The sequence below is a fragment of the Viridibacterium curvum genome, assembly GCF_039544165.1.
GTDB lineage: Bacteria > Pseudomonadota > Gammaproteobacteria > Burkholderiales > Rhodocyclaceae > Viridibacterium > Viridibacterium curvum.
This window is the reverse complement of the sequence record NZ_BAABLD010000007.1, coordinates 232,099-255,507: the sequence shown is the minus strand read 5'-3', so window position 1 is coordinate 255,507 and position 23,409 is coordinate 232,099. Positions and strand designations below refer to the sequence as shown.

General features: G+C 61.8%; 23 protein-coding genes. 8 read left to right on the top strand and 15 right to left on the bottom strand.

The features are described from left to right. Positions 1-49: 49 nt before the first annotated feature. Genes ABEA02_RS07450 through ABEA02_RS07430 form a run of 5 tightly spaced genes read right to left on the bottom strand, consistent with a single transcriptional unit; the run spans position 50 to position 2,375 of the window. Complete coding sequence (locus tag ABEA02_RS07450; RefSeq protein WP_345532253.1) at positions 50-397, bottom strand: GFA family protein; 348 nt, start codon at positions 395-397, stop codon at positions 50-52. A gap of 24 nt (positions 398-421) precedes the next feature. After that, complete coding sequence (locus tag ABEA02_RS07445) at positions 422-868, bottom strand: SRPBCC family protein (protein ID WP_345532252.1); 447 nt, start codon at positions 866-868, stop codon at positions 422-424. Between the two features lie 24 nt (positions 869-892). Further along, on the bottom strand, positions 893-1,429 hold the full coding sequence (locus ABEA02_RS07440; protein WP_345532251.1) for an SRPBCC family protein: 537 nt from the start codon (positions 1,427-1,429) through the stop codon (positions 893-895). Positions 1,430-1,461: 32 nt separating this feature from the next. Further along, positions 1,462-1,977 carry an SRPBCC domain-containing protein gene (locus tag ABEA02_RS07435; RefSeq protein ID WP_345532250.1) on the bottom strand — a complete coding sequence of 172 codons (516 nt, stop codon included), beginning with the start codon at positions 1,975-1,977 and terminating at the stop codon, positions 1,462-1,464. Beyond that, a complete protein-coding gene (locus ABEA02_RS07430; RefSeq protein ID WP_345532249.1) occupies positions 1,977-2,375 on the bottom strand; it encodes an ArsR/SmtB family transcription factor in 399 nt (132 codons plus the stop codon). Before ABEA02_RS07430 ends, ABEA02_RS07435 begins: the two co-directional genes overlap by 1 nt. Before the next feature lie 134 nt (positions 2,376-2,509). On the opposite strand from ABEA02_RS07430, the gene ABEA02_RS07425 reads away from it, so the two are divergent. Then, positions 2,510-3,874, top strand: a complete 1,365-nt coding sequence (locus tag ABEA02_RS07425) for an esterase-like activity of phytase family protein (RefSeq protein ID WP_345532248.1) — start codon at positions 2,510-2,512, stop codon at positions 3,872-3,874. A 355-nt stretch (positions 3,875-4,229) separates the two neighbouring features. After that, positions 4,230-6,080 carry an ABC transporter ATP-binding protein gene (locus tag ABEA02_RS07420; protein WP_345532247.1) on the top strand — a complete coding sequence of 617 codons (1,851 nt, stop codon included), beginning with the start codon at positions 4,230-4,232 and terminating at the stop codon, positions 6,078-6,080. Between the two features lie 32 nt (positions 6,081-6,112). On the opposite strand, the gene ABEA02_RS07415 is transcribed toward ABEA02_RS07420, so the two are convergent. The 3 genes from ABEA02_RS07415 to ABEA02_RS07405 all read right to left on the bottom strand — a co-directional run bounded on the left by ABEA02_RS07415 (position 6,113) and on the right by ABEA02_RS07405 (position 8,437). Continuing rightward, positions 6,113-6,310, bottom strand: coding sequence for a hypothetical protein (locus ABEA02_RS07415; RefSeq protein ID WP_345532246.1), 198 nt, complete (start codon positions 6,308-6,310; stop codon positions 6,113-6,115). Between the two features lie 144 nt (positions 6,311-6,454). Then, complete coding sequence (locus ABEA02_RS07410; RefSeq protein WP_345532245.1) at positions 6,455-7,246, bottom strand: alpha/beta hydrolase; 792 nt, start codon at positions 7,244-7,246, stop codon at positions 6,455-6,457. Between the two features lie 132 nt (positions 7,247-7,378). Next, positions 7,379-8,437 (bottom strand): hypothetical protein, encoded by a 1,059-nt coding sequence (locus tag ABEA02_RS07405; RefSeq protein ID WP_345532244.1) that lies wholly within the window; start codon positions 8,435-8,437, stop codon positions 7,379-7,381. On the opposite strand from ABEA02_RS07405, the gene ABEA02_RS07400 reads away from it, so the two are divergent. Beyond that, complete coding sequence (locus ABEA02_RS07400; RefSeq protein ID WP_345532243.1) at positions 8,436-8,768, top strand: hypothetical protein; 333 nt, start codon at positions 8,436-8,438, stop codon at positions 8,766-8,768. The genes ABEA02_RS07405 and ABEA02_RS07400 overlap by 2 nt on opposite strands. A 707-nt stretch (positions 8,769-9,475) precedes the next feature. After that, complete coding sequence (locus ABEA02_RS07395; RefSeq protein WP_425584669.1) at positions 9,476-9,730, top strand: hypothetical protein; 255 nt, start codon at positions 9,476-9,478, stop codon at positions 9,728-9,730. 49 nt (positions 9,731-9,779) lie between these two features. On the opposite strand, the gene ABEA02_RS07390 is transcribed toward ABEA02_RS07395, so the two are convergent. Continuing rightward, positions 9,780-10,538 carry an SDR family oxidoreductase gene (locus tag ABEA02_RS07390; protein WP_345532242.1) on the bottom strand — a complete coding sequence of 253 codons (759 nt, stop codon included), beginning with the start codon at positions 10,536-10,538 and terminating at the stop codon, positions 9,780-9,782. A gap of 43 nt (positions 10,539-10,581) precedes the next feature. Further along, on the bottom strand, positions 10,582-11,610 hold the full coding sequence (locus ABEA02_RS07385) for an alpha/beta fold hydrolase (protein ID WP_345532241.1): 1,029 nt from the start codon (positions 11,608-11,610) through the stop codon (positions 10,582-10,584). Positions 11,611-11,776: 166 nt separating this feature from the next. Between ABEA02_RS07385 and ABEA02_RS07380 the strand changes: the two genes are divergently transcribed. The 3 genes from ABEA02_RS07380 (at position 11,777) to groL (ending at position 14,563) form a co-directional block, all read left to right on the top strand. Continuing rightward, positions 11,777-12,166, top strand: coding sequence for a winged helix-turn-helix transcriptional regulator (locus tag ABEA02_RS07380; RefSeq protein WP_345532240.1), 390 nt, complete (start codon positions 11,777-11,779; stop codon positions 12,164-12,166). A gap of 415 nt (positions 12,167-12,581) precedes the next feature. Continuing rightward, positions 12,582-12,872: a co-chaperone GroES gene (groES, locus tag ABEA02_RS07375; protein WP_345532239.1), complete on the top strand. Its 291-nt coding sequence runs from the start codon at positions 12,582-12,584 to the stop codon at positions 12,870-12,872. 53 nt (positions 12,873-12,925) lie between these two features. Beyond that, the gene (groL, locus tag ABEA02_RS07370) at positions 12,926-14,563 is read left to right on the top strand and encodes a chaperonin GroEL (protein ID WP_345532238.1); all 1,638 of its coding nucleotides are present in this window, start codon (positions 12,926-12,928) and stop codon (positions 14,561-14,563) included. 141 nt (positions 14,564-14,704) lie between these two features. Here the strand turns inward: groL and ABEA02_RS07365 are convergent, their stop codons facing one another. From ABEA02_RS07365 to ABEA02_RS07345, 5 genes are all read right to left on the bottom strand, one after another. After that, the gene (locus tag ABEA02_RS07365; protein ID WP_345532236.1) at positions 14,705-15,751 is read right to left on the bottom strand and encodes a porin; all 1,047 of its coding nucleotides are present in this window, start codon (positions 15,749-15,751) and stop codon (positions 14,705-14,707) included. 114 nt (positions 15,752-15,865) lie between these two features. Continuing rightward, a complete protein-coding gene (mrtJ, locus tag ABEA02_RS07360) occupies positions 15,866-16,276 on the bottom strand; it encodes a JDVT-CTERM system glutamic-type intramembrane protease MrtJ (RefSeq protein WP_345532235.1) in 411 nt (136 codons plus the stop codon). Next, a complete protein-coding gene (locus ABEA02_RS07355) occupies positions 16,273-18,801 on the bottom strand; it encodes a choice-of-anchor D domain-containing protein (protein WP_345532234.1) in 2,529 nt (842 codons plus the stop codon). Before ABEA02_RS07355 ends, mrtJ begins: the two co-directional genes overlap by 4 nt. Positions 18,802-18,856: 55 nt before the next feature. Next, on the bottom strand, positions 18,857-20,194 hold the full coding sequence (locus ABEA02_RS07350) for an OmpA family protein (protein WP_345532233.1): 1,338 nt from the start codon (positions 20,192-20,194) through the stop codon (positions 18,857-18,859). 34 nt (positions 20,195-20,228) lie between these two features. Then, positions 20,229-22,493, bottom strand: coding sequence for a hypothetical protein (locus ABEA02_RS07345; RefSeq protein WP_345532232.1), 2,265 nt, complete (start codon positions 22,491-22,493; stop codon positions 20,229-20,231). Positions 22,494-23,148: 655 nt separating this feature from the next. On the opposite strand from ABEA02_RS07345, the gene ABEA02_RS07340 reads away from it, so the two are divergent. Continuing rightward, positions 23,149-23,400 carry a hypothetical protein gene (locus tag ABEA02_RS07340; RefSeq protein ID WP_345532231.1) on the top strand — a complete coding sequence of 84 codons (252 nt, stop codon included), beginning with the start codon at positions 23,149-23,151 and terminating at the stop codon, positions 23,398-23,400. The last annotated feature ends 9 nt before the right edge of the window (positions 23,401-23,409 follow it).

Sequence of the window (23,409 nt, the reverse complement as noted above, 5' to 3'; positions counted from 1 at the left end):
TGTCCTTCAATGGATTGAACGATTACCACGTGCACGGCACGCGCAAGCGCTACAGCGACCTGCCGTCGTAGTGCTGCACGGGAATGCCGTCGAGATCGATGTCTTCGATGCTGCGGATGTTGATCGCTGCCATCGGCGTGCCGTCGGGCATCTTCCCCTCGGCAAAGGGGAGGATCCCGCACACCTTGCAAAAACGATGCTGGATGGCATGTTTGTTGAAGGTGTAAGTCGTCAGACTCTCCTCGCCCTTCAGCAGACGAAAGCGCGTGCGCGGCACGAACCACAGCAAGGAACCGCGACGCTGGCAGATCGAACAGTTGCACGCCATCGCGCCGGACAGTTCGCCCTCTGCTTCAAATGCCACGGCACCGCAGTGGCAGCTTCCTTTGTATTGCATGACAACTCTCCGTAAGTGTCGGGTTCAACCCGGAATGTTCGGCTCGACCAGGGTGAGCAACTGCGCAATCGACTCCTGCCAGCCGAGGTAACACATCTCGACGGGAATCACTTCGGGGATGCCTTCCTGCACCACGGTCAGCTCGGTGCCACACAGCACTTCCTTCAGGGTCACGGTGACCGTCATCTGCCCGGGCAGGTTGGGGTCGTCGAACTTGTCGGTGTAGACGATTCGCTCGAAAGGCACGAGCTCAAGGTACTCGCCGCCAAAGAAATGCGATGAACCGGTGCCGAAGTTCTCGAATGCCATGCGGAAGCTGCCGCCCACGCGCGCATCCATGTGCGCGACCTTGCAGACAAAGCCATACGGCGGCAGCCATTTCGCCAGCGCTTCGGGGTGGAGGAAGGCGCGATAGACCTTCTCGGGGCTTGCGCGCAGAACGCGGTGAATGCGGACGGTGCCGGTGCTCATGATGCGATGCTCCTGTTGGGAGGTTCAGTTCTTCTCGGCCGCCAGCTTCATGCCGGCCAGCCCTTTGTCAAAGTCCTTGCCGACGAAATCGCCGATGTCGCAGAAGACCTGAATCACCTTGCCAAGGTAGGTATTCGGGCCCTGCATGCTCCAGCTCACCGTGGTCGCACCGCCCTGCGGCTGCAGCAGGAATTCAGCCGTGTTGTGGCCCTCCATGGGCGCGAAGAACTGCAGGTCGATGAGGATGCGTGTGGGCTGCGTCGTATCGAGGATCTCCATGCGCCCCGCGCCGACCTGTCCGTTGCCTTCCCACGCATACACCGAGCCCTTGCCACTGGCGGGGCCGCTGAAGGTGCGCTTCATCGCCGGGTCGAGTTTTTCCCAGGGCGACCAGGCTTCCCACTGATGGAAGTCGTTGATGAGCGCGAAGATCTTCTCGGGTGCTGCGTTGATGCTGATCGAGCGCTGCACACGGAAGGTGTCCGGCTTGGTCAGCGCGAACAGCAGGATGCCGGCAATCAGGACTCCCAGCGCGAGGGCAATGCGTTTCAGAATTTTCACTCGATCTCTCCGTTTCGGTTGTTGTCTATTGATCAGGCGGACAGCGATGCCAGGTAGGCCGCCATGTGTTCGCCGTTGTCTTTCCAGCCGTCCAGCCACATCGCTTCCATGAAGTCGGTGGTGAAGTGGGCGGGTCGGTCTGCTACCCACTCGAAGCAGCTCAGCACCCGGACGCGCGTCTGCGCACCCAGCGCATCGAAGTGCACGGTCTGCAGCGTCTTGTGGAAGAGGCGGTCGTTCTCGTAGCAGGTCTCGAAGTAGACCAGGCGCGAAGTCGGCAGGACCTCGCGATAGATGCTGCTACTCACGTACTGCGCCCCCTCGGGGTGGAACATGCGAAAGCGCAGCTCGCCGCCCGGTCGCACGTCCATCACTTCGAGATCAATGCGGTGAAAGTGGCGCGGCCGCCACCACTTCAAGATGTGCTCGGGCCGCGTCCACACTTCGAACACGCGCGCCTGCGGCGCATCGAGCACGCGCTCGAAGCGCACAGTCGGCTTTTCGTCTTCCGGCACATTCCTTCTGCCAGCCCCCAGCAATGTCGACATCACTTCTTGCTCTCCCTGTGCTTCGGTTTCCGGACGGGTGATGCCTTGGCTTGTACCTCGGCGGCCTGCACCTCCTGCGCCTGCAGTTCGCGCAAATAATCTTCCAGACGATCCAGCCGCTGCTCCCACAGCTGACGATACTGCTCCAGCCAACCCGTCACCTCGCGCAGCGGCGCGGGCTCGATGCGGCAGGGCCGCCACTGTGCCTGCCGGCTCTGCGTGATGAGGCCGGCACGCTGCAACACCTTGAGGTGCTTGGTCACCGCCGGCAGGCTCATCTCGAAGGGCTCAGCCAGCTCGCTGACCGTCGTCTCGCCCGTTGCGAGACGCGCCAGAATGGCGCGTCGCGTGGGGTCGGCCAGCGCGGCAAAGGTGGTACTCAAAGGATCAGGTGCCATGACAGTCCGTTTTATTTAACCTTTTGGTAAATTATAGGCCGGTACATCGCTTGTCAAGCAGGCCCGGCGGGGCAGACCTGTCACGGTTCTGTAACAGACGCACGCGACATTGGCGGGTTTCAGGGAGACCCGTCATGCACCACGCCAAGCCCCATCTCACCGCCAGCCTGCTGGCGGCACTGCTGCTCGCCGCCTGCAGCAGCACCCCCGAAGCACCTGCCATCAACCACCCGGCCGTCGCCAGCATCGACAAGTACGTGGTCAGCATCCCAGCCAGCGCACAGCTGCCCTACGACGGCGCCTATGTCGCCGCCTTCGGCAAGACCATGACTTTCGCGCCGGGCTCGGGCCTCACCTATCGCGGCAAGGACGCGGAGGGACGCCTGCTGTTCTATGGCATTGGCGACCGCGGCCCCAACGGCGATTCGCCCAAGGCTTTCGTCGGCGAAAAGTCCTTCGCCAGCAAGGTCTTCCCCGTACCCGGTTTCATCCCGCGCTTTGCCGAAATTGTCGTCACCCCCGGCAAGGGCGCAGCCCTGACGCGCACCGTGCCGATCGGTTTCGATAGCGGCCCCGCCAGCGGCTTGCCGATTGCCAGTGGCAAGACCGGCAGCACGGGCGAAGTGGCGCTCACCGACAAACTCGCCACCCTGGGCTTCGATGCAAACGGCATCGACCCCGAGTCCATCGCCATCGACAAGGACGGCAACCTGTGGATCTCGGACGAATACGGCCCCTTCCTCATGAAGCTGGACCGCAACGGCAACGTGCTCGCCAAGTACGAACCGGGCAAGGGACTGCCCGCCATCATCGGCTCACGTCAGCCCAATCGCGGCTTCGAAGGTGCGACCGTGACACCGTCCGGCAAGATCGTCGCCGTCGTGCAATCGACACTCGACGTCGACGGCAAGACCAAGGACAGCGCCACCTTCACCCGCATCGTCGAGCTCGACCCCAAAACCGGCACGACGCGCCAGTTCGCCTACAGCATCGACATGACCCACTACCTGAAGTCGGGTGACGCCAAGCTCGGTGACATCGTCGCCATCGACGACACGCACTTCGCCCTCATCGACCAGGGCGCAGGCAAAAAGGGCATGCGCAACCTCATCGTGATCATCGACATTGCGGGCGCCACCGACATCAGCAATATCCAGGCAGCCGGCGGCAAGGCCCTGGAATACGCCACGCCGGCCGAGCTGGCTGCCGTGAAGTTCGTGCGCGCACAGACCCTGCTCGACATGCGCGATCTGGGCTGGACGCCCGAGAAGACCGAAGGCCTCGCCATCGTTGACGGCAAGCTCGCGGTGATCAACGACAATGACTTCGGCATCAGCAGCAGCGTGGCCGGTGACAAGGGCGACAAGATGAGCGCCTACGCGATCCGCGACGGCAAAGTCAGCGACAACGGCCGCTACAGCCTGGCGCCGAATGGTGAGAACACGCAGTTGTGGATCCTCACGCTGCGCGCGCCGCTGGCGAGCTATTTCCCGAAGTGACAGTTGAGCGGTGCGCAGTGCGCACCCTACACCCCGCAGGTGCGACTTCAGTCGCACAGCCGGAGGCCTTATCCACGACCAGCGTCCGGCTGAAGCCGGACCTACCGCGCCCGTCGCTGCGACTTCAGCCGCTAAAACTCCCGAAGCAGGCTACCGGCCAGAAGAACGGCCGTCGTAGAAAGCAGGGGCAGCGCAAGCCGCCCATGCATTTTTGTAGGTGCGACTTCAGTCGCACAACCTGCGGCCCCTGTCCACGACCAGCGTCCGGCTGAAGCCGGACCTGCAAAACCTCGCTCATTGATCCTTGCCCCTCTCCGGCATAATCGCTGTCCGCCCCACCCGCCGGAAATCTGCCGTGCCCTCCCTGTTCGCCCCCCTGCTTGATCGCTTCGAGCGCTTCATCAACATCTTCCCCGAGGCGACGCCCACCACGCCGCCCAAGGGCCTGTGGCCGTTCGTGTGGGCCGGCACGCAGGGTATGCGTGGCTGGATCGTGGCGATGGCGGTGCTCACGGCGCTGATCGGCATCTTCGAAGCGCTGCTGTTTGCCATGCTCGGCAATGTGGTCGACTGGCTGGGCACCTACAAGCCCGACACGCTGTGGCAGGAACAGGGGACGACCCTGATCGTGCTGACCGTGATCCTGCTCGCCAGCCCGCTGGTGCTGACGCTGCAGGCGCTGCTCAAGCAGCAGACGCTGGCGGCCAACTTCCCGATGCTGCTGCGCTGGAACTTCCACCGGCTGATGCTGGGGCAGAGCCTGTCGTTCTACCAGGACGAGTTCGCCGGCCGCGTCGCCACCAAGGTCATGCAGACGGCGCTGGCGGTGCGCGACACGGTGCTGTGCATCACCGACATCCTGGTCTTCGTGATCATCTACTTCATCAGCATGGTGGCCGTGGCGGCGCACTTCGATGCCTGGCTGCTGGCACCCTTCGCCGTGTGGCTGCTGCTCTACGGTGCGGCGCTGTATTTCTTCGTGCCCAGGCTCGGCAAGGTGTCGCAGGCGCAGGCGGATGCGCGCTCGCTGATGACGGGCCGCGTTACCGACGCCTACACCAACATCTCGACGGTGAAGCTGTTCTCGCACGGCCGCCGCGAGGCGGGCTATGTGCGCGCCGCGATGCAGGAGTTCATGGGTACGGCGCACGCCCAGATGCGCCTCGTCACCGGCATCGAAATCACCAATTTTTCGCTCAACATGCTGCTGATCATCGGTACTGCCGGCGTGGGGCTCTATCAGTGGTCGCGCGGCGAAGTCGGTATCGGTGGCATCGCGGCAGCCACCTCGATGGCGCTGCGCCTCAACGGCATCTCGCACTGGGTGATGTGGGAAACCGCGCGCCTCTTCGAGAACATCGGCACGGTGCAGGACGGCATGAACACGCTGTCGCGCCCTGCCACCATCAACGATGCGCCGGATGCGCAAGCCCTGCAGGTGCAGGCTGGCGAGGTGAAGTTCGAGCAGCTGCATTTCGCCTATGGCGGCAACAAGACGGTGATCAGCGACTTCTCGCTACACATCCGCCCCGGCGAGAAGATCGGCCTGGTCGGCCGCTCGGGCGCGGGCAAGTCCACGCTGGTGAACCTGCTGCTTCGCTTCTATGACCTGGAATCAGGCCGCATCCTCATCGACGGACAGGACATCTCGCAGGTCACGCAGGAGAGCCTGCGCGCGCAGATCGCCATGGTCACGCAGGACACCTCGCTGCTGCACCGCTCGGTGCGCGACAACATCGTCTATGGCCGCCCGGATGCGAGCGAAGAAGAGATGATCTCGGCCGCGACGCGCGCCGAAGCGCACGACTTCATCCAGCACCTGAGTGACGCCAAGGGCCGCAAAGGCTACGACGCCCACGTCGGCGAGCGCGGCGTGAAGCTCTCGGGCGGCCAGCGCCAGCGCATCGCGATTGCCCGCGTGATGCTCAAGAACGCGCCCATCCTGCTGCTCGACGAAGCGACCAGTGCGCTCGACTCCGAGGTCGAAGCGGCCATCCAGCACAGCCTCTACAGCCTCATGGAAGGCAAGACGGTGATCGCCATCGCACACCGCTTGTCCACCATCGCCGCAATGGATCGGCTGGTGGTGATGGACGAAGGCCGCATAGTCGAGGAAGGCGACCACGCCAGCCTGCTGGCACAAGGGGGCCTCTATGCGCGCTTGTGGGCGCACCAGAGCGGAGGTTTCCTCGGCGAGGAAACCTGACAATGACCGGTACGCCTGCGGTCAGTGGGCGCTCAGGTGAAGGTTCCCTTAATCAGCACCATGTTCTCCTCTTCACTGATGAGACCGTGCTGACCTAGAAAGGGGTCTTCCAGCGACAGGGGCGGCGCCCCCGGATGCAGCAGCTCATCATGCAACCCCGCCAGCTCGCGCTGTTCGTCGGTCTCAAAGAGCTCGTGCGACATCGAGAACCTGAATGGCGTCGGTACCATGGCCCACCTCCTTCCACGCTGGCTATGCATGTGCTTCCGGTATAGGCGCTCAGATGACAACAGGCATCAGGGTTTCCTGCAGTTCGGCGCGGGGAACTTCAGTGACGCATAAGTTTTATCGTCTGCGACACAGGCACCGCGAGCTCACTCGCCCAGTATCCACGCCGCAGCCTGCGCAACCACGTCGCGCTCGATGCCATTGAAGCCGTGATAGGCAAAGGCCTCGCAGGGGTCGCCACGACTCACACCCCTGGTGAACGAAAGCAGCTTCTTGCGCGGCACTGCGACGAGCTTGTCCATCAGGGCCGGGACTTCGCTGAAGGCGCAGTGCATGCATTCGTCGCGCTCGTGATGCACGACCAGCACAGGCATGCGCAGCGCCGCCAGCGGCATTGCCGGTACGGGGTGGCCGCCCTTGTCGGTCAGGATGGTGGCACTCAGCAACAGGCCGTCCGGGGCGTCACTGCCTGACAGCTCGCTCGCCACCCAGGCGACGGATTGCGTGCCGCGACTGGTGCCAACGAGCCACACCGGCAGGCGTGCCTGCGCGCGCACCCAGGCGATGACCGTCTTGACGTCGGCTACGTGATCGGGGCGCTGGCGATACCCCGACAGGAAGGGCGGACTTTGCCGGTCGGAGGGCGCATCAACCACCACTACAACGAAGCCCTGCTCGACAAACAGCTTGCGGCTGCGAATGAGAAAGTTGCCCTCTCCCCACCGGAAAGCACCCTCGGCCGTCAGTTGCAATCCGCCATGACCACCCGCAAAGAGGATTGCGACAGCGCGGGGCGCGGTGGGTGTGAGGACAAGCAAGCGTTGCGACACACCCGGACGCGTCGGGATGTCGACCACGCGTTGGTCAAGCTGCGCGCCCGCAAGCGTCGCCCATAGGGCCGTCACCATGACCAGCCAGAATTTGAGCAACCTGCCCATGCCTGCCTCCCGTGAGCGCAACGCCCCCTCTCGGGGCACAGCGCAGCATAGCGACAGGCCTGTCGGAAGTCTTCACCGGCAGCGGTGCCGCAGAGGGGGCATCGCCCCCTCATGCGTGCTGCGCAGGTGTGCTCAGGGCGCCACGCAGAGCGGCGTGCCACCCGCCTGCCAGTTCGCCTTGGTGCGGGCAATCAGGTTGCCGCCGTCGGTCTCGGGCGTGGTCTGCTGTCCCTCCCCCGCGCCGAACAGCAAGGCCACGATGTGCGCGCTGGCCACCTGCGGCAAGTTGGCGAAGAGATAGTCGACGCGGTTGTCCTTCCAGTGGTTCGTGGTGTTGTTCTGCGACATGTTGCCCAGCGGGATCTGCCACATGATCGAGGGTTTGCCGACCGTCTCGGACAAGGTCTTGCTCCACGCAAGATATTGCGCCGCCGTGGTGTCGGTCCACCAGCGATTCTGGCCAAGGCTGTCGTAGTAGCCCGCGTCGCGGTCAGACGGATCGGTGACGATGAAGTCACCCTGATCAGCGCCCAGCGCCTTCATGAAGTTGCCCAGGCTGGTGGCGTCGCCGCTGGAGGTATAGGTCCACGGCGAGGCGTGCAGCCCCACCTTGACGTTTGGTGCGTATTTGCGCGCCATCGCAATCATGCAGCGGGCAAAGCCGGCCGCGCTGTCTTCCTGCGTGCTGCAGTCCGTTGCATTGGCGCTCTTGACCTTGGTGGGCACCAGCGAGGGGTTGCTGTTCTGCTGGCGCACATAGCCCCACAGATCGGGCTCGACGTGCAGGATCGCCGTCTTGCTGCCTATGGTCTGCAGCAGGAAGCGCCAGTCATCGAGATAGCGCCCGAGCTGCGCCGCATCGTTGAGCGCGCCCAGTTGCGCGGCGCCTTCGCCCAGCCCCGAGCTGTGCAACTGCTCGTAATAGGTGATGACCGGGATCTGCGGGCGCGAGGCACCCTGCCAGGTTGCGGAAGCGGTGTTGTTGAGGTGCCACAGCACATATTGCCCCGGCGCCTGAGCCGGGTCCTGCCAGCAGCCCCACCAGTTGCCGCACGCCGACGAGCAACTGCTGGTGCAGGTGCCTGCCGGACGCACGCCCCCGGCGAGATAGAGGTAACGCGCATCGAACGGTGCGGCTGCCGCTGTGGTGTCGGTCATCGAGGCGCCCACCAGCAACTGGCTGCGCCCCATGAAGTTCGTGACTGAACAGGCCTGTGTCGCGGTCGACGATGACGCACTGCTGACCGAAGACGATTGCACCGAGGCCGACGAGGCGCTGGACGCCACACTGCTCGCCACACTGCTCGCCACACTGCTCGCCGCGCTGCTCGTCACACTGCTCGCCGCGCTGCTGCTGGCGCTGCTGGTGCTGCTGGTGCTGGTCACGCTGCTGGCGGCCGCACTGGAGGTACCACCGCCGCCGCCCCCGCATGCAAAGAGAAGCCCCGTCAGTACTACAGGCAAGAGGCTGGCGAGAACACGGCAAGGCTTCATGGCAGGCATGGCATCCCACGAAAAATAGAGTAAACCTCGATGGTGCAAGTCCACGCAGGCTGGCTCAAGTCATTCAGGTGCCAATGCTTTTGCAGAGCAGATGTGCGGTCAGCGGCACCAACATGCCGCCGGCTGTCCCGCACAAACGGCCGCCTCCCGCACCGCCAAAGCGCTTGACAAGCCCACGCACCCACGTGTGTTGCCTCTCGCAGTCCATACGAGCCCCTGCAAATGTTGTTCGCCACCCATTGCGAGCGTAGAAAATCGAATCAATCAACAACTCGAAAAGACTCTCACCACAAAAACCATCCTGACGAGTCGCGTTACGTGAGAGTTCTCTTTGTCTGCTCCACTCAGACCGAGAGTATTAACCCTGCGCGGAGGGAGCTTCAGAGAAATACATGCGGGAAACAGCTTCCTGCTTCGTAGCGCAATTAAGTCGGCGAGTGATCCGACGGTTGCTAATGGCCAGTGTCGATCTTTGTCAGTATCTTCTGCGCAAAAAGGCTGCTGATCGTGCGCCCCACAAGGGCAGCAGTGGCGTCGTCCAATTCGCTGGCTACCAACGCCTCCCGCAGCCGTTGCACTATCTGGAATTTGGTGACAACTATCGCCTCTCGACGCATCAAAAATTCAACAATCGTGGTGGCGAGGTCCAGGATAGGTATGCCGGTTGTTCTGCGCATAGCGTCATTGAAGCGCGGAAACTGAAAATCGCTGACAAATGCTGCTACGTTGGTTAACGATTGCCAGCGTAATGCAGAAATCGAGCTCATCCTGCGGTTCGACGAAGCGACCAGCGCACTCGACTCGGAAGTCGAAGCCGCTACCCGGCACAGCTTCTACAGCCTCATGCAAAGCAAGGCCGTGATCACTATTGCCCACCGCCTGTCGACCATCGCCGCGATGGACCTCCTGCTCGCCCAGGGCGGTCTGTATGCCAGGCAGTGGGATCACCCGAGCGGCGGCTTCCTGGGCGAAGAAGCCTGACCGCAAAAGAACCAAAGGAAGTCAGCGGCATGCATTGCCCATTGCAGCCTTACATCGGAGGCGGATTCGCGACCAGCTCTGCGTTGAATGCGTTGATCAATGCGTGCTCGCCGGGACCGGGATTGGCTCGCAGCGGACGGACCGCCTCGACGACAACCTCGGGGATTTCAGTGGCAAGCCCCTCCATTGTCTGCGCGATAAATGCATCAACCGGCATGGCGCGCGGATCTCCGCTCTTTTTGATGAGATCGGTATCCACCCAAGGAGGTGCGATTTCCTGCACGGTGACGTTTGTTTCGCGCAGCATGAAGCGTTGTGACAGTGCGTAGGAATGCAGCGCCGCTTTGGTGGCTGAATACACTGCGCTCGGGGCCAGTGGTACGTAGGCCAGGATCGATGTGTTGTAGATGATCGTTGCTCGCGGTTGGCGCTTCAGATGCTCGATCAGCGCAGAGCTCAACAGAATGGGCCCAAGCACGTTGGTATCGATGAGTCGACGTGCGCTCGCCTCGTCGATCTGCCCGGCCGCGTTGTCGAAAGGCATGATACCGGCATTATTCACCAGCACATTCAGAGTCGGGTAGCGGGCAATGAGGGTTTGAGCGACAGACTGGATGCTGGCCGGGTTTGCAATATCCAGTTCAATGGCTTCCATGCCAGGGTTGGCTGCTACAACTTCGTCGAGCAAAGCCTTTCGGCGCCCGGCGATGATGACTTTGTTGCCACGCTGATGGAAAGCCTCGGCCAGGCCGCGGCCGATGCCTGAGCCGCCGCCTGTAACAAGAATGGTGTTGCCGTCGAGTTTCATGATGTGTCCTTTGTAAGTTGTTGAGGTCTGGCGAGTCCTGCGATCAGGCCTTGCGCGTACTTGCGATGAATGCGGCTATCTGCGCAGCAGCCGACTCCGGATGTTGGTGATGCGGCCCATGACCTGCTCTCGGATAGGTGATCAGGCTCAAGGTCGGCAACTGGCCGTTGAGGGCGTACCAGTTCTCGATCGGGAAAATGATGTCGTGATCAGCCCCCAGATGCAGGATGGGTGTCTTGGTGGTCCTCAAGACGTTCAGGATCTCGTCAGCCGGAAAGACAGGATTGCGCGGCGTCGTGCCTATCTGGCTGATCGCCCAATCGGCGGGTACATCAGGGCTGCGCGCAATCTTCTGCGCCATGATTCGATCGAATGAACGCTTCGAAGCCGCGCGACTGCCCTCATCTGCAGGCTCAAAGAAAATTGTGGTGAAGTTGTCCAGACTGATGCCGGGTACTGCCGCAGCATCGTAGAACAGCTGTTCGGCCTGCTTGACCAGCTTGCCGGGTGGCGTCGTTGCCAGCAGGACAACGTGGCTGACGTCTTGCCCGAACATCGCCATATAGATTTGCGCGACGATGCCGCCGATGGACCAGCCCGCAATGACCACGTCCTTCAGACCCAGTGCATCCACAAGATCCTTGGCGTCTTTCACCATGGCAGCCGGGTTGTAGCTCCTCTCGCCGGTCGACAGCCCGAGTCCCGAATAGTCGAAGGTAACGACTTGAAAGCCCTGTGCGGCGAGTGCGTCGATGAAGGCGGGGTCCCACAGGCCCAGCACTCCCCGGAAACGATTGCACAAGACGATGGGCTTGCCAGAGCCCACTGAACGGTAAGCGAGCTTACGCCCCCCGACTTCTACAAACCGTGTCGTTGCGGTTGCGGAACGGACGTCCGAGTTGCGGCCAGCCTGCGCATTTACAGCGTGGGGCCAGGCAACGGAAAACACCGCCGCAACTGCAGCACCTGCACTGAGGGCCTGACGACGTGATGGCGACTCCAGCTGGCCTTGCTCAACGGGTTGGGTGGATTGGGCAAGCGTTGCCCGCGCTTTGGAAACTGCATCTTTCATGGGTTAGCTCCTTGGTTTTGCGCCAATGGCTTCGGCTGCGGCCCGAATACCGGACCGACAACTTGCATTTTGCAAGTCACCTGACGCACGAGTAACTTGCTTTTTACAAGTCACATCGTACAGACGTCACTTGCAAAAAACAAGCTACGTGCTTAGGATCGGCGACATGATGAAATCGCCCCACAAAAACTCCTGCGTCGAGGGCTATCGCTCTACCTGCCCGATCGCTAACGTCCTGGACATCGTGGGCGACAAATGGACCTTGCTCGTGGTGCGGGACCTGCTGATGGCAGGCAAGCGGCGCTATGGGGAGTTTCAGGAGTCGCCGGAAGCAATACCGACCAATATTCTGGCCGAGCGTCTGAAACGCCTCGAAGCGGCCGGCTTGGTAAAGAAGGAGCTCTACCAGGAGAATCCGCCGCGCGCCGAATACTTCATCACCCGCAAAGGTGCTGATCTGGGGCCGGTGCTGGAAGAGATGGGACGGTGGGGGCTCAAGCACTTACCGGGCACCATGCTGCCTGAGCAGTTCATCGCACCGCAGATTCGCGATTAGCCTCGCGAGCGGGCATCACCCGAACTCTCTGCGGCTTCACTGTCACACCTCACAAAAGGCTCGACATGCCGCTAGCGGGGTATGCCCCCTGCTGCAGGGCACTGAGCAGGCACGATCGAACGGTGGAACTGTTTGGTCGTGCCTGGAGCGGCCGCATGTCCGTACTCGTGGCCACGAGAGGCCCGCTATCTGTTGGGCTGCGCTATCGATCTGAGCGACAGAACGCTCAATCTGGGCGTCGAACGACAGCAAATTTCCGTTTGTGTGCCCCTTGAATTACCGCAGTGCCGCACCTACCATTAGCACTCGCCGGAGTTGAGTGCTAACAATTCATCTGTACGCCTCCTCCCGTTTTCTGGAAAACGCCTCGCGTTCTCTTTTTAATCAAGTGCTTACCCTTATTTCAGGAGTAGAAATGAGCATTCGTCCCCTGCACGACCGCGTGATCATCAAGCGCATCGAAGCTGAGCGCACCACCGCCAGCGGCATCGTTATCCCCGACAGCGCTGGTGAAAAGCCCGATCAAGGCGAAGTCATCGCCGTGGGCAAGGGCAAGATCCTCGAAAACGGCAGCGTCCGCCCGCTCGACGTGAAGGTCGGCGACCGCGTGCTGTTCGGTAAGTACGCCGGCCAGTCCGTCAAGGTCAATGGCGAAGAAGTGCTGGTCGCCCGCGAGGAAGACATCCTCGCCGTGATTGAAAAGTAATCCGCGCCTCGTACGCACCCAAGAATTCCTCAATCTTTCTGGAGTCATGAAACATGGCAGCTAAACAAGTTCTGTTCGGCGACGACGCACGTACCAAGATCGTCACCGGCGTCAACATCCTCGCCAATGCCGTCAAGGTCACCCTGGGTCCCAAGGGCCGCAACGTGGTGCTCGAGCGCAGCTTCGGCGCCCCCACCGTGACCAAGGACGGTGTCTCCGTCGCCAAGGAAATCGAGCTGAAGGACAAGTTCGAGAACATGGGCGCGCAGATGGTCAAGGAAGTGGCTTCCAAGACCTCCGACAACGCCGGTGACGGCACCACCACCGCGACCGTGCTGGCACAGGCCATCGTGCGCGAAGGCATGAAGCTGGTCGTGTCGGGTCACAACCCGATGGACCTGAAGCGCGGCATCGACAAGGCTGTTGCAGCCCTCGTCGCCGAAGTGAAGAAGGCCGCCAAGCCCACCACCACCAACAAGGAAATCGCACAAGTCGGTTCGATCTCCGCCAACAGCGACAGCTCCATCGGCGACATCATCGCCAACGCGATGGACAAGGTCGGCAAGTCGGGCGTCATCACCGTTGAAGACGGCAAGTCGCTGGACAACGAGCTGGACGTCGTCGAAGGCATGCAATTCGACCGCGGCTACCTGTCGCCCTACTTCATCAACAACCCGGAAAAGCAAATCGCCGCTCTGGACAACCCGTTCGTGCTGCTCTTCGACAAGAAGATCTCGAACATCCGTGACCTGCTGCCGGTGCTGGAACAAGTCGCCAAGTCGGGCCGTCCGCTGCTGATCATCGCTGAAGACGTCGATGGCGAAGCCCTCGCCACCCTCGTGGTGAACAACATCCGCGGCATCCTGAAGACCGTTGCCGTGAAGGCACCGGGCTTCGGCGATCGTCGCAAGGCCATGCTGGAAGACATCGCCATCCTGACCGGTGGCCAGGTGATCTCCGAAGAAGTCGGCCTGTCGCTCGAAAAGGCTACGCTGGCCGACCTCGGCCAAGCCAAGCGCATCGAAGTCGAGAAGGAAAACACCACCATCATCGACGGCAACGGCAAGGCTGATGCGATCCAGGCACGTGTGGCCCAGATCGACGCACTGGTCGAAGCATCGACCTCCGACTACGACCGCGAAAAGCTGCAAGAGCGCAAGGCCAAGCTGGCCGGCGGTGTGGCCGTGATCAAGGTTGGCGCTGCCACCGAAGTTGAGATGAAGGAAAAGAAGGCCCGCGTTGAAGACGCCCTGCACGCAACCCGCGCAGCCGTCGAAGAAGGCGTCGTGGCCGGTGGCGGTGTGGCACTGCTGCGTGCCCGCGCTGCTGCTGGCAACATCAAGGGCGACAACGCCGATCAGGACGCTGGCGTCAAGATCGTGCTGCGTGCCATTGAAGAGCCGCTGCGCCAGATCGTCGCCAACGCCGGTGACGAGCCCTCCGTCGTCATCGCCAAGGTGCTCGAAGGCTCGGGCAACTTCGGCTACAACGCTTCGAACGGCACCTACGGTGACCTCGTCGAAATGGGCGTGCTGGACCCCGCCAAGGTGACCCGCACGGCACTGCAGAACGCCGCTTCGGTGGCTGCCCTGGTGCTGACCACCGACTGCATGGTCGGCGAGCTGCCGGAAGACAAGCCGGCCGCTGGCGGCATGCCTGACATGGGCGGCATGGGTGGCATGGGCATGTAATGCCCTTTCGCCCCGGGTCGCACAGGCATTTACTGCGCGGCCTGAGCCCGGTAGATCTGTATCAAAAACAAAACCCCGCCTCGGCGGGGTTTTGTTTTATTGGTGATTATTGATTGATGGCCAATACATCAAGAAAGCATCTCAGAACTTGACGCGCACCCCTGCTGCCGCACTCTGCCCGACAGTCAGATCCTGTACGCGGTCATCCATGCCGATGACGTAGATGTCGATATTGCTGTCGTACGAATACACGTAAGCGGCACTCGTGATGGTGTGGCGGCGTTCGATGGCTTCGCCTTCCGCCTTGGAATAGCCGTACTGGAAAAGGATATTGCCCGGCCCTGCCGGGACCGACGCGCCTACTGAGCGGTTGTCACTTCTGACATGGTTGCCGCAATTCCGGTCTGGAGACGCAAGGCAACGATCACTGGTGCGCGAATACAGCGCAAACAGTTTCATGAAACCGAAGTTGTAGTTGGCCCCCAGCTGCCATGCATTCTCCTTGGTCGGGTCGTTGACACCGTCGTCGACACGCACATCCTGAGCCGCGAATTCGACGCCCAGCAAACCGATGGCCCACACCAGGCTACCCGATGAATATTTGCCGCGCTTGAGGCCCTTCTGCGTGGCGTACATCAGGTTGAGCGTCCCGCCCTCGAAATTCGGTGAGGTGTAGGCAAAAGCACGATCCCAGTAGAAATCCCCCTGCACACCTTCGAGGTTGCCGCTGAAGAACAGCGCACGAATGGGCGGAGAGAAAATGGAATTGCCCAGTGCGTTGAAGCGGTTGGTGGTATCAAACAGGAGAGATTGCAAACGTCCATAGCGAAGGTTGCCGTAGGGGCTGCGCAACGAGACAAAAGCATTGCGTGACAGCATGGGGTCTGAGTCACGACGGCCGGTCTTGCGATCCTGGAAACGCAGGAATGTCTCTGCAGCCCCCGCCACAGTCCAGCCCCCATCAAACCCATAGCTGCCGGTGACGCCCACAAAGCTCGGGCTCAGCGAATTGCTGTTCAACCGCGTCTCGCCGCGGATACCGGCTTGCGCGATGTGGCCATAGGACACGTCGGCAATGCCGTAGTAGTCATAGTCAAACTGTGCGTAAGCGGTACTGCACAGAAGGAGACTCAAGCCCGCCAGCGCGCCGCGCATAGCCCTCAACAACCCCGCTCTCATGTTCTTCATCACTCTCTCTTCACAACATTTGTAACGGCCGCGCCGGCGAGCCGCTGGATTCGATTCTGGAACTACCTGGCGTGCAACTGCCCATCCGCGCGCACGCCGATAATCATCCCGATGTCAGGCCAGGAACAGCCAGACCAGATTCATCAAGGCATGCAGGCACACGCAGGGCGCCACACGGCGCTCGCGCTGGTACACCGCTCCGATGAACAATGCCGGTAGCATTACCAGCAAGGCCGCGACATGACCACGCACCGTCCAGTGCGCAACGGCAAAGGCGACGGCAACCAACAGGTTCGCGCACCATGGTGCAAGCTGCCGCTCGAGCAACGATGCTTGCAGGCCCATACGGAAAATCACCTCTTCCGCCACTGGCGCCAGCAGCAACAGGACGACGGCCTGCCAGGTCAGCAGGGTCTGCCCTGCCATACCCCCTGCCGGGATGAGCAGCGCGCCGGCAAGCAGCAGGGTCCGCCATGGGAAGGCGGACGCCCGACCGCTGGCCTGTGCCTGCCAGGTAGCACTCACGGCTGCTCCCTGTCTTCCGTCGCGCGACGCACTTGCCTGCTGCGATACACCAGCACACCTGCAGCAACCAACACGATCAACCAGAGCGTCGGATCAAAAGGAGATTCGCCATTGGCGATCGAGCAGCCACCGCCCCCACCACCAAGCGTACCGGTGGAGGTCTGAGTCGTACCCTCGGCCTGGCCATTGAGCGTAACGATGGCGTTCGGTGTGTCTGCTGCATTCGACTCGATTCGCAGGCTACCGCCCCCCGCACCCGGCGAGGACGGCAGGAAGGTCAGCGTCACGGCACATTCGAAGCCAGGCGAGAGATCGAACGGCGGCAGCGGACAGGTCTTGTACTGGATGGCGTACTGCCCACTCAGCGTAATCTTGTCGATATGCAAGGCATCGCTTCCCGAGTTGCGCATGCGCAGCTCGACCGGAGCCGACCCTTCACCGACCTTGAGGTAGCCGAAACTCAGTGAAGTTGCCGACAAACTGATGTTCGCCGCAGCACCACCCGAGCCCGTGCCCTGCAGATCAAACGCGCCGGGCGAAGTACCGGTCGACACGACCTGCACCGCAGCCTGCTTGGTGCCCAGCGAAGCCGGCGCGAAGCGCACCTTCACGAGGCAAGTCTGGCCTTCATAGAACGCGGCGCCGACCGAACAACCGCTCAGGTCGACAGTGAAGCTGCTCGAATTCGCACCCACGATGTTGACGAGATTCAAGGTCGCCCCGCCAGGGCCCATGTTCTTAAGGGTCGCCTGTTGCTCGGCAGAGATCGAGCCTGCTGCAACCGTGCCGAAATTGAAGGGGGACGTCGTCTGCCAAGCCAGCACCGGCGCTGCCGTTGCGCTGCCGGAGCCATCCAGCGGTACGGAATGCGGCGAACCTGCAGCGTTGGAGCTGAGATTCAGCGTGCCGGTAATCGACGCCGCCACCGATGCGGGACTGAAGCGGATATCGATGCTGCACGATGCCCCCGCCGCCAACGATGAACCGCAAGGCGATGCTGTCACGAGCGAGAACGAAGCGCCCGAGACACTCAGCGACGAGATGTTCAGCGTCGCCGTACCGGAGTTGGTTAGCGTGACAGTCTTGGCCGGATACAGGCCGCCAACTGTCTGCGTGCCAAAGCTCAGAGTCGTTGGGCTCAGCGAAACCTGCGGTGCAGGAACGGGAATGCCGGTACCAGAGAGCGTAATCAGCTGCGAGCCGTTATTCGCATTGGAAGCCAGTGTCAGCGATGCCGTACGGCTGCCCAGCGCGCTGGGCGAAAAGGTCATGATAATGGTGCAGGTGCCGCCATTGGCAGTCACTGGCGTACCCAGCGCACAAGTGCCGCTGCGCGAGTAGTCGCCCGGGACGCTACCACCCAGAGTCAGGCCACTCCAGCTCAGATCGGCATCCCCGGTGTTGGTTATCGTCACCGCGCTCGCAGCAAGACTGCTGCCCAGCTGCACGCTGCCAAACGTCAATGTGGACTGCGTGAGCGTGATGTGCGCCGCAGGCGCTGCCGTTGAGGTGCCATTGAGCGTGACCGCTTGCGGGCTGCCTGATGCGTTATGCGTCACGCTCAGTGAAGCGTTACGCGTCCCCACCGTACCGCTCCCCGGCGCGAATCGCACAACCAGTGTGCACGAACCCGCTGCAGCAATGACGCCACCAGCCACACAGGTGTTGCCTGCTCCCAGCGAGTAGTCGCCCGACGCCGCGCCAGAGAAGCTGAGTGTGCCCAGCGTCATGCTTGCGTTGCCATTGTTCGAGATGGTCGTGGACTGCGTTGTGTTCGTCCCTTCCATCGTCGAGAAGGTCAGCGTGGACGAAGCGATCGAGAACGACGGGCCCAAGCCGGTGCCGGTGAGCGTGATCGAACGCGACGGTGGCGTAGGGTCCTGACCGTTATTGACGAAAGAGAAATCCAGCGAACCGTTACGCGAACCGAAAGTGGAGGGCGCAAACCGTACGGTGATGGTGCAGGTACCGCCATCTACCGGAACGACACGCGTCGGGCAGGACTCAGCAGTAATGCTGTAGTCGCTGCTACCACTGGTGATGCTGGGGGCGCCGTAGGTGATTTCCGCGCCACGCATATTGGTGATCGTGATGTTGGCCGTGCTGTTGCTACCCACCGAGGTGTTCGAGAAACTCGGGGTGCTGACTACGGCGTTGCGCGCCGACAGCAGGAAATTACGGTACGCCGTGATCTGCGCATTCGAAAGGGTGTAGCCATAACCGGAGTTCGGCGCGGGACCATTACTATCCCCCATTGGGGCGACACTCGCCTTGAGCTTGTTGCGGAAGCTCGTGTCATCGCTCATCCAAGACGCGGACACGGCAAGGATCTTGCCGTAGCTTGAAGAAATCGACGGCGCAACAACGTAATTGCCCGCACTGCCATGACAGCTTACGCAATCGCTGGCCTGCCAGTCTGTCAGATCGCTTGCCTGTGCCTGCAGTCCAAAGCCTGCAAACACGAGGCCGGCGAGCCACAAAGCCGCTCGCCGAGCCCGATACGTGGTGAAACGGATGGATGACATTGCTGACAGACTCCCTGACCTTTATTCGTTTTGGTGTATCGCCACTGACGGGCGATTACATGCAGTCCACTACCCTGAATTCCACGCGACGATCCAGCGCATCGCGAAAATCGTCAGTACCCAGTCCGACCAGCGCCTCACGCGAACCCGCACCTGCCGAGCTCAAGCGCGACCGCAGGGCACGATTGCGCCCTTCGAGCTGCTTGGTCACCGCTTCGGCACGACGCAGCGACAGGCGCTCGTTGGTGCGCGCACTGCCTGAGCGGCTGGTGTGCCCGACAACCTTCATGCAGACCGGCGACTTGCCTGTCTGTGATGCGATGGCGTTGAGCCACATCTGGTACTGCGCACTCTGGTCTTCGGCGCTCTCGAAATCGGTCGTGCCTGTACGGAACAGCATTTTCACGGGCAGCTTCTTGGCGTCGATGCCCGAGTCAACGATCTTCGTGAACGCGTCTCGGGCCGCATCACGCTTGCCGAGCTCCCAGTTCGTCAGGTAAAGACCGTTCAGAACACGCAGATCACCGGGCTCAGCGAGCTTCGAGGCTTCGGTATACAGACGCAGCGCCTCCTGCGTCTTGTCCGCGTTGTAGGCCATCATGGCCTCATTGATGACGGCCGCAGCCGGCAAGCGGGCAAGATACTCCGGGTCAGCCGGATCACCGATTTCGGTATTCACCTGACATGAATTGATGTAGGCGCTGACCGTCTTGTCCTTGTGCCAGGTCGGGCTGTTTCGGAAGAACGGCAGCGGCTCCGGGTTCACCGAGTTAACCGTTGCGCGATCAAGATTCTTGGAGACCACACGGCCCGTGTTCAGGTCGATCAAGGTCAGCCAGATACGGAAGGCATCGGGTGGCGTATCGATGGCGCGCTCGACATTCACCGGCGTCAGCGTGCCGATCAACAGCAAGGGCTTCTCGGCCAGCGACTCGCGTGACAGGCGCTTGATGGTCCAATCGGGATACTTGCGCTTGAGAAGCGCCTCCAGGATGAGGCCCATCTTCACCGTGCTGACGGTCTGCGAACCGGTGTTGGCGTCAATCAGCGGATCGATAACCAGACTGCGACGGCCCGACGCCAGCTCACGCTTGGCGTCCTCCAGCAGCTTGTCCCCGGCGCGGTCCACCGCATCGTCGAACTTGATGGGGTCCGGCGCCACGATGGATTTGGCCGACAGCGGTCTGGTGCTTGCCACCGGCACAACTGCAGGCGCAGGCGAGGCCGTCGCCGCCGCTGTCGTGCCCGCAGCGGGCTTGGTCACGGCGGGCGGATTTGTTGTCGGTGAAGTGACTGCGGCCGTGTTCTGCGAACTACCCCTGGTGCTGCAAGCCGTCACCGCGGCAATCAAAAGCAGTGGCAGGAGGAATTGGCGATTGGCAATGGTAGGCATGGTTATGTCTCCGAAGATTTGTGACCTGGCGGGCTTAGTGTCGCGGGTAGACCGGATCCGGCGCAGCCTGGGTACAACCGAGGAACTTGGTCATCAGATCAGCCAGCGTAGCGTCCGACTCGATCTTGAGACGCAGACGATCCAGTGACATCAGGGCGTTGGGCATGATGCCGTTGTTGTAAAGGTTGGAGGAATTGCCGCAGATGTGCGACGTCCCCTTGTAGGGGATCAGCTTGGGCTGAGTGCCCGTACCGGCATCCCAGTCAAACGCGTCCGGCATGGCAACGTGGCAGGTACGGCACGACGTGCCGACAACCTCGTGATAGAACTTGGCTGCGTCAGCCGACGTTGCGCTGATGCCCACACTGGCAGGGTTGAACGTCGACCACGCAGTCGGCACGTAAGATTTGTCGAGCACGTATGGGGGGCCCGCTGCGTACCACCCATCGATCAGCGCCGTGGTCGCCGCCGACGGACCGGTCTGCTTGACGAGCTGATTGAGCTGGTAGATCGCATTCGACTGCACAGCTTCGGTCAACCCGGAGTATCCGGAGAACAGGTAGTTGCCCGTGTCGAAGGGCAGGAACTTGGCGCCAAGGTCCGGCGTCGGATGGCCCGACTCGCCGAAACGTCCGACATAGGACGCACCACCGTGGCACGCCACGCAGGCACCGGGCACGAACTTCTCTCCGCGACCGTCCAGATTGACCGAAGTCATCAGCTTGCCGCCAGGGCCGAAGATCAGGAATTTGGTGAAGGGGTTGCCACCGCTGCGACCCGTCGTCGGCGAGTACTCCATCGCCACGCAAGCCACCATCTTTTCATCGGCCAGCCCGCGCGCGACGACGAAGTCGATTTCCGACTGCGAATCAGTCTCGGGGCCCGGGTGATTACAAACGTAGAAAGCCACCTTGGTCGCAGACACCTGGGTCGCCGTCATGCGGCGTACCAGATTCAGGTCGCGCTGGTTGATGTAGATCGCCGAGACCTCGGTATTGGAACCGCGCCAGGGGCCGAACTTGTTCTCGCGCAGCCAGTCATTCAACGAGATCGGGCCGATCATGTTGCCCTGCGAATCGCAGTCCTGCACGGCACCGAAGGAACGGTAGTAGAGGCAGCCGCTGAGACGCGTATCCAGCCCCTTGAAAGCCAGGAACCGGTTGAAGCCCGGCACGTTGACCGAATAGGACCCGGGGATCGGCACGACCATCTCGCCGCGCAGGTTGCCATCCGGGCCATAGCCCGCCATCTTGGTCACCACAGGACGACTATTGGGAATGACGTAGGACAGCTCCAGCGGCGTCGAAGAGCTGTACCCGCCCGACACGGCAGGCACATCCAGCGTCGTCGTGAAGCCTTCACACGTCACCTTCAGCTTGAGGCTGGCATCGACCACCACCGAAGCGTCCAGCGCGTAGTCGCCGAAGCTATTGACCTTGACCTGCGGCGTCAGCGCCGTACCGTTGGCGGCAAGCAGCTGCACATTGGCCGTGGAATAGACGTTGAACAGCTCGTTGCGCATCCCGCAGACGCCACCATCCTGGAAGCCGATGTGGCCGAACAGCAGCAGGTTGCGGCCCGCGGCCGCGGCTGGGCTGAGAGACCAGGTCAGCAGCTTGGCCGCCGTCTTGCTCACCGTGCTCGTGGAGCAGCCGTCGAGCTGCGTCCCCTGCAGGGTCGTACATGTCACCGAATAGTTGCCTTCCGGCAGGCGCGGCACGACGAGTTCGCCGCCGATATCGGTTTCGCCCGCGAACACCTGCACGTTTGATGAATTCTTCACAACAACCTGCACGCCAGGCAGATAGACCTCGCGCGCCTTTGTCCCGCTGGTCGACGCGAACATGGTCGAAAAACCAGCCTTCAGCCGCATGCGCGTTGCGTTGCCATCGAACTCATCGCCCGAAGCGACGGTGGGGGCCACATAGGCAACAGGAGACGGCACCGGCGCTGCTGTCTTGAAGCCGTCGGTCGACACGACGTATTGCTGCTCTACGTAGCCGCCCTTGCCATCCGAAATCAGCACGTAGGCGAAATGTGCACCCGGTCCGAGTGGCAGGGTCCACACGGTCTGCTTGCTGTTCTTGTTGCTGATCGAGCCAGCAGTGACGCGCCACTGATAGCTCAGGCCATCGCCATTGGCGTCACTGGCATCGACACGCAGGGTAGTGTTGGCCGCGCCGGATTCCACCGGGTCCTTGACTTCGTCGTTACCCGCGCCGCCGCAAGCGACGACGAACAGGATGATTACAACGGATGTCCATATGGCTGTTAGCCAGCGGATGGGCAAAGTACGCATCTGACCGCTCTCTCTGTTATTGACTTCTTGACTGGCTCTGACGCGGCCAGCTGATCCAACAAGCAAATCCTGAGCCATTGCTGTCGGTCATTCCCGACCCGTCTGGCCGGCTGTCGCATCTTTGTAACGCGACTGATTTTTAAGCGAATTCTACCAAGACGTCGACCTGAAACGCCCTTCCGTACAGCGGGCGGGCAGCACACAGGCTGACCGAATGCACAGTTTTCCTGTCGTTGGGGTAGTGCATACGGGGCACGATCAGGTGGCATCTGGACATTGTGAGGGCGCCGTATGACAGCCTCTCGGGCAATCGATCACGCCAGCCCGTTCGTCTTGTGCGACGCAGCGCGTCTTGCCGCCTCCGTACGGGCACGCAAAGTCGCTGCAATCGGGACGGAGGCTTCGATGCCATCACGACCAGGGCAGGCCGGCGCCGTTCATGCGCACCTGCGACGAAGACGCGGAGATGATCCGAAGACAACCGCTCCCGCAACGCAGCCTGAAGGCGTGGCTCGCTTCCGACCGCAGGAATGGCCCTCCCCGGACACTACGAGGTAAGCTGACGAGCCCGAGCCGGTATGCAACCGTGCTTGGCACTCCCGAAGTGGAAACCCGACGCTCCACCCCCTCTTCACCGTTTCTGAAAGGCAAGCAGATGGCACTCAAACTCGGACAAACCGTCGCAGACCAAGTTACCGGCTTCCAGGGCGTACTCACCGCACTCGCAGACCACCTCACCGGCGAACGCCGTGGCCTCGTTGCCTCTGCCGCCATACGCGACGGCTTCATGCCCGCTGCGCGCTGGTTCGACGTACGTCGCCTGCAGATCGTCAAGAGCGAGGTGCTGACGCTGAAGCCTCACGTCGAACCGAAGACCCCCAAGTCGCCCACCAAGAAAGCCAAGTAAGCCGCCTCC

What these genes read in the sequence shown, in the direction of transcription:
- ABEA02_RS07400 (WP_345532243.1), top strand. Translation starts at nt 8,436, where the DNA reads ATGAAGTTCGTGACTGAACAGGCCTGTGTCGCGGTCGACGATGACGCA.
- ABEA02_RS07355 (WP_345532234.1), bottom strand. Translation starts at nt 18,801, where the DNA reads ATGTCATCCATCCGTTTCACCACGTATCGGGCTCGGCGAGCGGCTTTG.
- groL (WP_345532238.1), top strand. Translation starts at nt 12,926, where the DNA reads ATGGCAGCTAAACAAGTTCTGTTCGGCGACGACGCACGTACCAAGATC.
- ABEA02_RS07445 (WP_345532252.1), bottom strand. Translation starts at nt 868, where the DNA reads ATGAGCACCGGCACCGTCCGCATTCACCGCGTTCTGCGCGCAAGCCCC.
- ABEA02_RS07365 (WP_345532236.1), bottom strand. Translation starts at nt 15,751, where the DNA reads ATGAAGAACATGAGAGCGGGGTTGTTGAGGGCTATGCGCGGCGCGCTG.
- ABEA02_RS07345 (WP_345532232.1), bottom strand. Translation starts at nt 22,493, where the DNA reads ATGCGTACTTTGCCCATCCGCTGGCTAACAGCCATATGGACATCCGTT.
- ABEA02_RS07450 (WP_345532253.1), bottom strand. Translation starts at nt 397, where the DNA reads ATGCAATACAAAGGAAGCTGCCACTGCGGTGCCGTGGCATTTGAAGCA.
- ABEA02_RS07340 (WP_345532231.1), top strand. Translation starts at nt 23,149, where the DNA reads ATGGCACTCAAACTCGGACAAACCGTCGCAGACCAAGTTACCGGCTTC.
- ABEA02_RS07415 (WP_345532246.1), bottom strand. Translation starts at nt 6,310, where the DNA reads ATGGTACCGACGCCATTCAGGTTCTCGATGTCGCACGAGCTCTTTGAG.
- ABEA02_RS07435 (WP_345532250.1), bottom strand. Translation starts at nt 1,977, where the DNA reads ATGTCGACATTGCTGGGGGCTGGCAGAAGGAATGTGCCGGAAGACGAA.
- ABEA02_RS07385 (WP_345532241.1), bottom strand. Translation starts at nt 11,610, where the DNA reads ATGAAAGATGCAGTTTCCAAAGCGCGGGCAACGCTTGCCCAATCCACC.
- ABEA02_RS07430 (WP_345532249.1), bottom strand. Translation starts at nt 2,375, where the DNA reads ATGGCACCTGATCCTTTGAGTACCACCTTTGCCGCGCTGGCCGACCCC.
- ABEA02_RS07405 (WP_345532244.1), bottom strand. Translation starts at nt 8,437, where the DNA reads ATGGGGCGCAGCCAGTTGCTGGTGGGCGCCTCGATGACCGACACCACA.
- ABEA02_RS07390 (WP_345532242.1), bottom strand. Translation starts at nt 10,538, where the DNA reads ATGAAACTCGACGGCAACACCATTCTTGTTACAGGCGGCGGCTCAGGC.
- ABEA02_RS07350 (WP_345532233.1), bottom strand. Translation starts at nt 20,194, where the DNA reads ATGCCTACCATTGCCAATCGCCAATTCCTCCTGCCACTGCTTTTGATT.
- ABEA02_RS07410 (WP_345532245.1), bottom strand. Translation starts at nt 7,246, where the DNA reads ATGGGCAGGTTGCTCAAATTCTGGCTGGTCATGGTGACGGCCCTATGG.
- ABEA02_RS07425 (WP_345532248.1), top strand. Translation starts at nt 2,510, where the DNA reads ATGCACCACGCCAAGCCCCATCTCACCGCCAGCCTGCTGGCGGCACTG.
- ABEA02_RS07380 (WP_345532240.1), top strand. Translation starts at nt 11,777, where the DNA reads ATGATGAAATCGCCCCACAAAAACTCCTGCGTCGAGGGCTATCGCTCT.
- groES (WP_345532239.1), top strand. Translation starts at nt 12,582, where the DNA reads ATGAGCATTCGTCCCCTGCACGACCGCGTGATCATCAAGCGCATCGAA.